At 47.8% G+C, this 10097-nt stretch carries 11 protein-coding genes, 1 tRNA gene and 1 other RNA gene; 4 read left to right on the forward strand and 9 right to left on the reverse strand.

Going from position 1 to position 10097, the window contains the following annotated elements; genetic code table 11:
* Positions 1 to 81 precede the first annotated feature (81 nt).
* The 5 genes from B0680_RS08370 to nfsA all read right to left on the reverse strand — a co-directional run bounded on the left by B0680_RS08370 (position 82) and on the right by nfsA (position 2438).
* A tRNA-Met gene (locus tag B0680_RS08370) sits at positions 82 to 158 on the reverse strand.
* A gap of 164 nt (positions 159 to 322) precedes the next feature.
* Positions 323 to 727: RNase P RNA component class A (gene rnpB / locus B0680_RS08375), an RNA gene on the reverse strand.
* Between the two features lie 23 nt (positions 728 to 750).
* Positions 751 to 999 (reverse strand): YfhL family 4Fe-4S dicluster ferredoxin, encoded by a 249-nt coding sequence (locus B0680_RS08380; protein WP_078254656.1) that lies wholly within the window; start codon positions 997 to 999, stop codon positions 751 to 753.
* 2 nt (positions 1000 to 1001) lie between these two features.
* Complete coding sequence (gene coaD / locus B0680_RS08385) at positions 1002 to 1496, reverse strand: pantetheine-phosphate adenylyltransferase (protein ID WP_078254663.1); 495 nt, start codon at positions 1494 to 1496, stop codon at positions 1002 to 1004.
* 186 nt (positions 1497 to 1682) lie between these two features.
* Complete coding sequence (gene nfsA / locus B0680_RS08390) at positions 1683 to 2438, reverse strand: oxygen-insensitive NADPH nitroreductase (protein ID WP_228143781.1); 756 nt, start codon at positions 2436 to 2438, stop codon at positions 1683 to 1685.
* A 219-nt stretch (positions 2439 to 2657) separates the two neighbouring features.
* Here nfsA and smpB point away from each other — a divergent pair, with 219 nt between their 5' ends.
* On the forward strand, positions 2658 to 3125 hold the full coding sequence (smpB, locus tag B0680_RS08395) for an SsrA-binding protein SmpB (protein ID WP_078254657.1): 468 nt from the start codon (positions 2658 to 2660) through the stop codon (positions 3123 to 3125).
* A gap of 80 nt (positions 3126 to 3205) precedes the next feature.
* Positions 3206 to 3601 carry a VOC family protein gene (locus B0680_RS08400; RefSeq protein ID WP_078254658.1) on the forward strand — a complete coding sequence of 132 codons (396 nt, stop codon included), beginning with the start codon at positions 3206 to 3208 and terminating at the stop codon, positions 3599 to 3601.
* A 76-nt stretch (positions 3602 to 3677) separates the two neighbouring features.
* On the opposite strand, the gene rarD is transcribed toward B0680_RS08400, so the two are convergent.
* Complete coding sequence (rarD, locus tag B0680_RS08405; protein WP_228143782.1) at positions 3678 to 4628, reverse strand: EamA family transporter RarD; 951 nt, start codon at positions 4626 to 4628, stop codon at positions 3678 to 3680.
* Positions 4629 to 4779: 151 nt separating this feature from the next.
* Between rarD and B0680_RS08410 the strand changes: the two genes are divergently transcribed.
* Positions 4780 to 5247, forward strand: a complete 468-nt coding sequence (locus tag B0680_RS08410) for an Lrp/AsnC family transcriptional regulator (protein ID WP_228143783.1) — start codon at positions 4780 to 4782, stop codon at positions 5245 to 5247.
* Between the two features lie 11 nt (positions 5248 to 5258).
* Positions 5259 to 5882, forward strand: coding sequence for a hypothetical protein (locus tag B0680_RS08415; protein WP_078254659.1), 624 nt, complete (start codon positions 5259 to 5261; stop codon positions 5880 to 5882).
* Between the two features lie 74 nt (positions 5883 to 5956).
* Here the strand turns inward: B0680_RS08415 and B0680_RS08420 are convergent, their stop codons facing one another.
* From B0680_RS08420 to B0680_RS08430, 3 genes are all read right to left on the reverse strand, one after another.
* The gene (locus B0680_RS08420; protein ID WP_078254660.1) at positions 5957 to 6841 is read right to left on the reverse strand and encodes a DMT family transporter; all 885 of its coding nucleotides are present in this window, start codon (positions 6839 to 6841) and stop codon (positions 5957 to 5959) included.
* A 51-nt stretch (positions 6842 to 6892) separates the two neighbouring features.
* A complete protein-coding gene (gene ligA, locus B0680_RS08425; RefSeq protein WP_078254661.1) occupies positions 6893 to 8950 on the reverse strand; it encodes an NAD-dependent DNA ligase LigA in 2058 nt (685 codons plus the stop codon).
* Between the two features lie 81 nt (positions 8951 to 9031).
* Complete coding sequence (locus B0680_RS08430; protein ID WP_078254662.1) at positions 9032 to 9886, reverse strand: cell division protein ZipA C-terminal FtsZ-binding domain-containing protein; 855 nt, start codon at positions 9884 to 9886, stop codon at positions 9032 to 9034.
* Positions 9887 to 10097: the final 211 nt, after the last annotated feature.

Raw genomic sequence — 10097 nt, forward strand, 5'->3', positions numbered from 1 at the left:
GTCTAGTGGATGACTTGAGTTGCGTATTATAATGATTTAAAATCGAATGTCAAGCACTAATTTTAAAATTTTTATAATATTTGGTGGCGATGAAGAGACTTGAACTCTTGACCTCACGATTATGAGTCGTGCGCTCTAACCAGCTGAGCTACATCGCCGTTACAGGACGCAAATTATAGCACAAAGTTTACCCTTGTCAACAACAATTTGACAAAAATTTGTGATTTTGCAAAATTTTTGTGATGTTAAGGATAGCCATCACAGCTGAGAGACGATTTGGGCTATATTTTCCCAGTAATCGCCACTTTAAAACTACTATAAATAAGTTGGCAAACCGATAAGCCGGGTTCTGTCGTGGACAATCATTCATCTAGGCGTGCCATCGCTGACACGCTCGAGCAACCTACCCGTATCCTCGGCGGGCAACCGATTGGACACCTATTTGGTCTTGCTACGCGTGGAGTTTACCTTGCCATGAGCTGTTGCCAGTCATGCGGTGGGCTCTTACCCCACCGTTTCACCCTTACCGTGCCGATTGGCGTTGGCGGTCTGTTCTCTGTTGCACTGGTCGTAGGCTTTCGCCCCCTAGCCGTTAGCTAGCACGCTGCCCTGTGTAGCCCGGACTTTCCTCCCTCCGACCACTGAATTTAACTGCATTCGCATGGGTATGGCAACTTATCATGCCAATTAAATTAAGTGGTCGGACAGCGATTGTCTGGTCTGCCAAGTGTTGATTATAGCATAAGTGAATCAGTTTGCGGTGAGTTTTTGGTACTTTGCCATCAGCTCATCTTGTGTCTCTGGATGCTCAGGGTCTTTTGGGATACAATCGACAGGGCAAATATCCACACATTGCGGTGTGTCATGATGCCCGACGCACTCGGTGCATAGCTGTGGATTGATGACATAAATATCTTCGCCTGCATAGATGGCGTCATTTGGACAAACAGGCTCGCAGACATCGCAGTTGATACATTCTTCGGTGATTTTTAGTGCCATAATTACCCCTTGTTGGCAAATTTATTGGCAAAGCCATCAAGCACGACAGGCGGAACAAATTTACTGACATCGCCGCCAAGCTTTGCCACTTCACGCACCAGTGTCGATGATACAAATGAATATTCCTGCGACGGTGTCAAAAATACCGCTTCAAACTGCTCATCTAAGCTGCGGTTCATACTTGCCAAGCCAAATTCGTATTCAAAATCGCTCACCGCTCGCAGCCCACGAAGCACCGCACTTGCACCTTGTTCACGAGCAAATTCCACCAACAAGCCTTCAAACGGCACAACCGAAATCTTGGGATTGTCAAAGGATACCTTGACCATCGCCACTCGTTCATCAAAATCGAATAAGGGTTTTTTGTGATGCGCAAACGCCACCGCAATGATGACTTCATCAAATAACTTAAGCGCACGATTGACCAAGTCAATATGCCCATTGGTAATCGGGTCAAATGTGCCCGGATATAGGACTTTGCGAGTGGATGTCGTCATGATGTCGCCCATAAAAAGCCTAAAAACTGCTATGGTAACAAATTTTGCCAAGTTTTAAAACTTATAAAGATAAAGTCATCTGCTTAATAGACAAACAAAAAGGCGACCAACATCGCCCTTTTGTTATCCATTTGCTATGCTTTATCAAGCGATTAACACTTACAAAAACCTTGAGATTGTAGGTATTCAAGCATAAACGGGCGCACTTCGCCGCCAAAGGTGCTGGCGATTTGCGATTTGCGCTTTCCAGTCCATATCGATACCACGACCATTGTAGTACTCTTTGACAACTTCATTATAGGCTGACAAGGTGTCATCGCTTGCCACTTGATAAGTATCGGTTGAGACGATGACATCAAGCGGTAGGCGTGGACGCTGTGATTGGTTGATTTTTGATGACATATCAGGATGACCTAGACACAGACCAAACAGCGGCACGACGTGCTTTGGTAAGCCAAGCACCGCACCTGCTCGGGCGATGTCATTACGCAGGCTACCAATATACACACCGCCAAGCCCTAGACTCTCGGCAGCGGCTAGGACATTTTGCGCCATCAATGCCGCATCAATCGCCCCAATCACTGCCACTTCTGTCCAGTCTGTCTGCACATCAGCAAGCTGATTGTGACGGTGCGCATCCATACAAAATACCAAATACTCGGCGCAATCTTCGACATAGGCATGACCCAATCGCTTGCCATCAGCCAGTGCCTGCGTGTAGGCTTCTTCACTCATATCACACGAAATCTGACGCAGTGCGGTGCGTTTGGCTTTATCAACCACACGAATCACACTACACGCCTGCAAAAAACTCGATGTCGATACCGCACGCCCCGCTTCAAGCACGGCGGTCAGCATCTCATCTGAAATCGGCTCGCCGGTGTATTTACGAATTGAGCGATGGTCAAGCAGGGTTTGTAGGGTCGGTTTGCTGTCTAGCATGGGATTTTTCCTTGAATAAATATACTTAAGATAACTACGAAAATAACTACCAAAACTGTGTCAATCATCGACAACTTTGCTTGGCATCTTATCAAAATTTGCCCCACCCGTGCAAGCTTGGCTTGGATAAATCGGCAATTTGGCAAATCTCGCCCATTTGATGAAAAGTTTGTTATAATGCTATCAATTGACAAATTTAAGAACTTTTTAGGATAACACATGGCAAAAAAACCAAGTAATCAAATCTGCGCCAACAAAAAAGCACGGCATGAATTTTTTATCGAAGATACCATCGAAGCGGGTCTCGTGCTCGAAGGTTGGGAAGTCAAATCCATCCGTGCCGGCAAGATGAGCATCACCGAAAGTTATGTGATTTTTAAAAATGGCGAAGCGTTTTTGTTCGGGGCGCACATTCAGCCACTGCTGACGAGCTCAACACACATCCATCCTGACAACATCCGCACTCGCAAACTGCTACTGAACCGCCGTGAGATTGATAAGCTGTTTGGTATGGTCAATCAAAAAGGCTATGCGGTGGTGGCGCTGTCATGCTATTGGAAAAATAGCCGCGTCAAATGCGAAATCGCCCTAGCCAAAGGCAAAAAACTGCACGATAAGCGAGCGACGCTCAAAGAGCGAGATTTTGCCCGTGATAAACAGCGTGGCTTTAAAAATCAAGGTTATTAATCATGACTATTAATCAGTGATGGCATTTGCCATTCCAAAACACATGATTTGTCAGTATTGATAAACAAGGATGAATCAAGATGAACATCACTGCCATTGACCATGTGGTCTTGACTGTCGCTGATATGGAGCGTACGATTGCGTTTTATACCCAAGTGCTTGGCATGACGTTGACCACTTTTGGGGATAATCGCAAGGCGTTGTGCTTTGGGCAACAAAAATTCAACCTACACCAAAAAGGCAATGAAATCCTGCCCAATGCCCAGCACGCTAGCATAGGCACGATAGATATTTGCCTGCTGACCGACACACCGCTGCCTGATGTGATGGCGACGCTACAGGCACATGGGATTGAGATTTTAGAAAATGGCATCGTACCACGCACGGGTGCAGTGGGTAAGATTCGCTCGGTGTATTGCCGTGACCCTGATGGCAATTTGATTGAAATCAGTCAATATGTTGATGAAGTGCATTGATGGATAACTTGGATTAAAACAAAAAAGCCGATGGTTACAGTGCAACTATCGGCTTTTTGCTTGCTTATTTTTAAGCTTATTTATCATCATACTTTTTGCGATTGGTGATGACACCTTGAGCAATCAGACACACCACCGCAAGCCAAATCAAGCCATAGCTAATCAGCATCGATGGACTAAACACCGCCCCAAGCACCGTGATGGATAAGAAAAACAACAGCACAGGTTCAAGGTAGCTTAGCATCCCAAACAAGCTCACTGGCAGTAGTCGCCCTGCTTGCAGATTGGTCGCCATCGCAAGCACGCTGATTGCCCCAAGTCCCACCGCTTTGGCAAGTAGCACGCCATTTGCCGCCACATCGATGGCATCAGTGCTGATAATCCACACAAGGCAAATCGGCGCAATGATGGACAAATCAAAAAACAGTCCCGTCAATGCTCGGATGCCCTGCTTACGGCGCATCACATAATAAATCGGATAAGTGCCACACACCCATAAAGTCGCAAAACTTACGCCACTGGTACGATAAATCTCAAACGCCACGCCTGCTGCTGCCAGTGCCACCGCCACCGATTGTAGTCGGCTTAGGCGTTCACGAAACACCAAAAACCCTGCCAGCACCATCGCTAATGGGAACAAAAAATACCCCATCGACACTTGGATACTCTGACCATTGACTGGCGCCCACATAAATAGCCACAGCTGACTGGCTAGAATTGGCGTCGGCACAAGCAAGTACAGCCACGATTTGACACCCCTGATAGCACCAATCTCATCACGAAACTCTGCCATCTTGCCCGTCATCGCCAAAAACAGCGCCAAGCACGCCCACATCATCACCATCCGCCACAAAAACACCTGCGTCCCTGACAGCGGCGACATCCATTTGCCATAGGCGTACAGCACCCCAAACAGTACATTGGATAGCACTGCCAAGATAACACCGATGACGACAGTGTTGTGCTTGATGTCAGCATGGCGCATAAATGGTAAATTTCCTGTGTATTTTTGGATGAGTGTGGTCATAACTTGGCTCGTTAGCGGTGCGGATTTGACGCTTATTGTAGCAAGTCATGATGAGAATTTATCTTTATAAAAAGGCATAAATATGAATTTATTTTGCAAAAAATTGGGATTATTGATAAAATTTCTCATATTTTTGGAAAAAGTCAATATTATGCACGCACTTGATGACATCGACAAGAAAATTTTGAACCTACTTCAAGATGATGCCGCCTTACCACTCAAAACCATCGCCGAAAAACTTGGCACTTCGATTGCCACCACACAGCGCCGTATCAGTCAGCTGACCGATGCCAAAGTCATCGAACGCAGTGTCGCCATCGTCGATGCGGTCAAAGTCGGTCGCCCCTTGACCGTGCTTGTGCTGATTAAGATGGTCAATTCAAACACGCCCTTACAGCACCGCTTTGAGCGGCTGATGGCGGCACATCCGCAGGTAATGAGCTGTTATGAGATTTCGGGGGATTATGATTTTGTGCTGATTGTCGCCAATCAAGATATGCAAGAATACCACCGCTTCACCCGCCAAAATCTGACCGGTGAGAATAATGTAGCAACTTTTAATAGCCAATTTGTGATGAATTCGGTAAAATCTAGCACCAAAATCACTTTGGATATCTAATCGGGGAAATTATGTCAGTCAGTCATCACGCTATCGCCATCATCTGTGCGGCACTTACGCTAGTCGCTTGTGCTGATAACAGCGAACAAAATTTACAACAAGCCGCCGTCAGCACTGAGACAACCAGCACCACTGACAAAGCTCAAAGCACCAACACCGCACAAAGCGACAATCCGCACGATGTCGATGCGCTATTAAATGAACTCAAGGCGGCTGATGGCACTGCCCAAGATGCTGACACACCCACTGCCAAGCCCATCACCACCGCCGATGGCAAAACCCAAATCGACTGGTCATATATCGATACCAAAGCTGTGCGTGTGGATGCAGGCAGTTTTAATTATCCCTTTGCCAAAGACTCACAGCCTGTGGTGAACTATGCCAAAGCATACAACCTAAGCCCCGAGCAGGCACAGTACGCCATGATGTTATCGATGGCAAGTCCCGAAGCACTTGGCAAAGTCCTAGACCAGCTGACAGGCAAATATATCGCTCACAGCTTTCGTGATGGCGATAAGCCTGCACTTGTCATCCAAGTCACACCCGATGTCGTCAATGAGACGCATGAGTATGTGATTGCCGATAAATTCGGTGAAGGCTTGGTGTTGCCGATTGAGATAGTCTCGGCAAAATAGTGATAATAAAAAAGGCTTTTGTTTATGCCAGCTTATCAAGCATGAACAAAAGCCGAGTATTTTGACAAGTGCCATCAATGCGCTGATTTTGCCTTGATAGACCCCAAATAAATCGCCAACATCGTCAAAAACGCACCACTCCACTGTAGCCCGCTGATGGCTTTATCCAGCCAAAAATAATCCAGCACCAGCGCTGCCACAGGCTCAGACAGTAGCAGCAGTCCTGTCAAAGCAAGGCTTAGCTTGGGAATATTATACGCAATCAAGCCCCACGCCAAGCACTGCATCACCGTGCCATACACCACAATACCGCCCACATCTGCCCACGAAGTCGGCACAATACGCCCCGTATCAACAAGCCACATCACAGGCGCCACCGCCAACGCACCACCGGCACCGACGAGCGCCATCAAGGGCAAAATCGCCACCGTCTGATACTGATACGTCTGGCGTATCCAAGTCATCGAAATGGCAAGGCACGCCCCCGAGACGATGCCCGAGACAAAGCCCCAACCTGCTTGGATATTGTGTGCAAACTCAGGGCTTGCTATCAATCCCACACCGATGATGGCAAGCACTAGGCTGATAAGCTGAAATTTGGTTTGTTTTTCTTGATAAAACACAAAGCCGATGAATGCCAAAAAGAAAATCTGCAATGAGTTTAGTAGTGTCGAAATCCCCGGCCCGACCGCATGGATACTCTCATGCCACAGTGCCAAATCCGCCCCAAGCGCCGCCCCTGACAGCAGGGCAAATAGCACGGCTTTTGGGTGCGTGGGAAAGGCTTGATGAAAGCACTTGGCAAGCACCAAAAACACCACCGATGAAATCAACAGCCGCCAAAATGCCATCGCATACGAGCCGACAGACACATGCGCCACAATCAGACTGCCCATGCCAAAAATCACACAACCGACCACAAGCCCAAGCATGGCAACGCTTTGATTGGATGTTTTCATCTCAACTCTTTGTATTGTTTAATAATTTTTAGTGTTTATCATACTAGCACATCAGCCAAGCTTTGCCAATAATGCCAAAAATTCGTCTTCGCTCACCACCGTCACACCAAGACTTGTCGCCTTATCAAGCTTACTGCCCGCTTTTTCGCCGGCAAGCAGTCGCGTGGTCTTGGTAGAGACACTGCCGGCGACTTTTGCGCCCAGTGCCACAAGCTTGTCTTTGGCTTCGTCACGCCCCATACTGCCTAGCGTACCTGTCACCACCCAAGTCTCGCCTGCCAATGGCAAATCGGCTTTGGCGCTGGCATCCACCACTTGCCAATGAATCCCAGCCGTGAGCAAGGCATCAAGCACTTCGATGTTGTGCGATGCACGGAAAAAATCATAAATCGCCTGCGCCGTCACTTCGCCAATATCAGGCACGGCTTGTAATTGGGTCAAATCCGCCTGAATAATCGGGGTCAAATCGCCAAATTCTTGGGCAAGGCTCAGTGCCGTACTCTCACCCACGCCACGAATACCAAGCGCAAAAATAAAGCGTGGCAAGGTCGTCGCCTTTGACGCTTCGATGGCAGAGAGCATCTTGGTGACAGATTTTTCACCAAGTCCTTCGATAAGCATCAGCTCATCAGCACGAGTGTGTAGCTGATAAATATCCGCCACCGTCTTGACAATCCCCATCTCAAAAAACTTAATCAGCCACGATGTGCCAAGCCCATCAATATCCATCGCACGGCGAGCGACGAAATGAATCAGCGCTTCTTGTTGCTGTGCACCGCAGTACAGCCCACCAGTACAGCGAGCGAGCGCTTCACCTTCGGGCAATGCCACAGGCGAATCACAGACAGGGCAAGTGCTTGGCAGACTAATCACTCGGGCATCCGATGGACGCAGTTCAAGGATATTGCCTGAGACCTTAGGGATGACATCGCCTGCCCGATGCACATTGACCATATCGCCAATCATCAGGCCCAGCCGTGTAATCTCACCAAAATTATGCAAAGTCACATTGCTCACTGTCACGCCGCCGACATTGACGGGGTCAAGCTTACCCACCGGTGTCAGCGTACCGGTGCGTCCCACTTGCCATTCGACATCCAGTAGGCGTGTCGGCACAGTCTCGGCAGGGAATTTGTACGCTGTCGCCCAGCGTGGTTCACGGCTCAAAAACCCCAATCGCTCTTGTAGAACTAGGCTATTGACCTTGATCACCATGCCATCAATCTCAAAGGGGAGGTTGCTACGGTTTGCGATAGTGTCTTGATAAAACTGCTGAATCTCATCAAAACTTGTCGCCACTTCAAACGGCGATGTCTCAAAGCCAAGCTGACTAAGATAAGCCATCGCTCCTGACTGCGTGTCGATACCCTCTGGCAAGCCTTGGTTCACCGAATAACCAAAAAACGCCAGTGGGCGAGCTGCTGCGATGGCAGGATTGAGCTGTCTTAGTGAGCCAGCAGCGGCATTGCGTGGATTGGCAAAAGTCTTCTCGCCACGCTTTTGGCTGTCACGATTGAGCTTATCAAAACCCGCCTTTGGCATCAGCACCTCGCCACGCACCTCAAGCAGTGCGATCTCAGCACAGCTTGGTAAAGATAAGGGTAGATTGCGAATGGTGCGAACATTGTGCGTGATGTCCTCGCCCACTTGTCCATCGCCACGAGTGACCGCCTGTACAAATTGACCATACTCGTATTTGAGTGACACTGCCAAGCCATCAAGCTTCAGCTCCATCTCGTATTCAGGCACAGTACTGCCCAATCGCTCATTGGCACGGCGTAAAAAGCCTGCCAAATCCTCAGCATCAAACACATTACCCAATGACAACATCGGAATATCATGTGCCACCTGCGTAAAAAACGGCAACGGCTCACCGCCCACCGTCTGTATCGGGCTATCCGCTTGGATCAGTGAGGGATGGTCGGTCTCAAGAGCGATCAGCTGTCGTCTTAAGCCATCATACTCACCATCGCTGATGGTCGGATTATCCAGCACATAATAGGCATGGTTGTGTCTTTTTAGGACATCGATCAAAGCACGCATCTCATCAATGACGACTTGGTCACTCACCGACGGTGTATGGCTATTAAAATCAAATAAATCATTCATACGATACTTCTTTTGTTCAAATCATATTGAGTCAAAAAACCGCTCAACAAAAGAGCGGTTTGGAACTTTATAGCAGGATTATTAATGCGTTGAGAGAATACCACGCAAACGGGCAAATGCTTCATCATCCATCAGCGTGCGATTTTCGTCAGTGAGCACCGCGTTGAGCTCACGAGCCAACATATTGGCTGTTGATACCATGCTGTCATAGCCACGCAACAGCTGATTGTGCGGGAATACCAAGAATAGAATCAGACCAGTGAAATGATCATCCGCCAACGTATTCAAATCAAATGCCACTGGGCCATTGCTGTCTTCTGCCATCATGCTAAACCAACGCTCGCCACGACCATCTTCCATCTCATGACGGTGGAACATATTCATCGTACCATGACGCAAGCCATAATTACGGCTGATTTCTAGCACTTTGCGACCCGAAATCCCTGCACCAAACTGTGGGGTAATCACAATGGTTACCATACCGTCATAATGACCTAGCGGATTATTGGCTTCGTTATAGGCTTGTTGTTCGTCCAAATGACGCTCAAGCACTTCTGATGGCTCATGAAAACCATTATCCACCTGATCCATCTGCACCTGTTTTTCGCTCGGTGCATTGGCAACAACTTGGGCAGTTGGCGTCGATGATGGTTGTGCAGTTTGTTCAGCAGGTGCAACAGGTGCTGTATTGAGCGTATCAATCGGAGTAGCTTGCATGGCTTCGGCCATATTTGACAGCGCATCTTGGGTATCAGGCGCATCATCTTGGCTCTCAAATTCACGCTCATCACGGGGGATGATTGGCAGGCCATGCTTGGTATTTGGCTGACCATTTTCAAGTGTGTCATTTTTTAGGCGTAAGCCACGAACGAACACATAAATGCCCAACAGCACGACGGCAACAGCCAATAGCATCCAAAACCATGATCCTTGCATACCCACCCCAATATTGAAAAATTTTGATAGAAAAAAGATGGCTATAGTCTATCACGACTTGCCATTTTCGTCATCCATCGTGCACGGATGTTTTGAAAATTGTTACAAATTTTTGACAAGCATAAAAAAAATCGCCCCAAAATGAACCGACCCCCAATTCTTAGACACTAAGATTAACGGTCAAGGTTTCATCAAGGACTGAGTTCTGTAT

The sequence above is a fragment of the Moraxella pluranimalium genome (genome assembly GCF_002014825.1).
Taxonomy (GTDB): Bacteria; Pseudomonadota; Gammaproteobacteria; order Pseudomonadales; family Moraxellaceae; genus Moraxella; species Moraxella pluranimalium.

What these genes read in the sequence shown, in the direction of transcription:
- ligA (WP_078254661.1), bottom strand. Translation starts at nt 8,950, where the DNA reads ATGAATGATTTATTTGATTTTAATAGCCATACACCGTCGGTGAGTGAC.
- B0680_RS08380 (WP_078254656.1), bottom strand. Translation starts at nt 999, where the DNA reads ATGGCACTAAAAATCACCGAAGAATGTATCAACTGCGATGTCTGCGAG.
- rarD (WP_228143782.1), bottom strand. Translation starts at nt 4,628, where the DNA reads ATGACCACACTCATCCAAAAATACACAGGAAATTTACCATTTATGCGC.
- nfsA (WP_228143781.1), bottom strand. Translation starts at nt 2,438, where the DNA reads ATGCTAGACAGCAAACCGACCCTACAAACCCTGCTTGACCATCGCTCA.
- B0680_RS08400 (WP_078254658.1), top strand. Translation starts at nt 3,206, where the DNA reads ATGAACATCACTGCCATTGACCATGTGGTCTTGACTGTCGCTGATATG.
- smpB (WP_078254657.1), top strand. Translation starts at nt 2,658, where the DNA reads ATGGCAAAAAAACCAAGTAATCAAATCTGCGCCAACAAAAAAGCACGG.
- B0680_RS08410 (WP_228143783.1), top strand. Translation starts at nt 4,780, where the DNA reads ATGCACGCACTTGATGACATCGACAAGAAAATTTTGAACCTACTTCAA.
- B0680_RS08430 (WP_078254662.1), bottom strand. Translation starts at nt 9,886, where the DNA reads ATGCAAGGATCATGGTTTTGGATGCTATTGGCTGTTGCCGTCGTGCTG.
- coaD (WP_078254663.1), bottom strand. Translation starts at nt 1,496, where the DNA reads ATGACGACATCCACTCGCAAAGTCCTATATCCGGGCACATTTGACCCG.
- B0680_RS08415 (WP_078254659.1), top strand. Translation starts at nt 5,259, where the DNA reads ATGTCAGTCAGTCATCACGCTATCGCCATCATCTGTGCGGCACTTACG.
- B0680_RS08420 (WP_078254660.1), bottom strand. Translation starts at nt 6,841, where the DNA reads ATGAAAACATCCAATCAAAGCGTTGCCATGCTTGGGCTTGTGGTCGGT.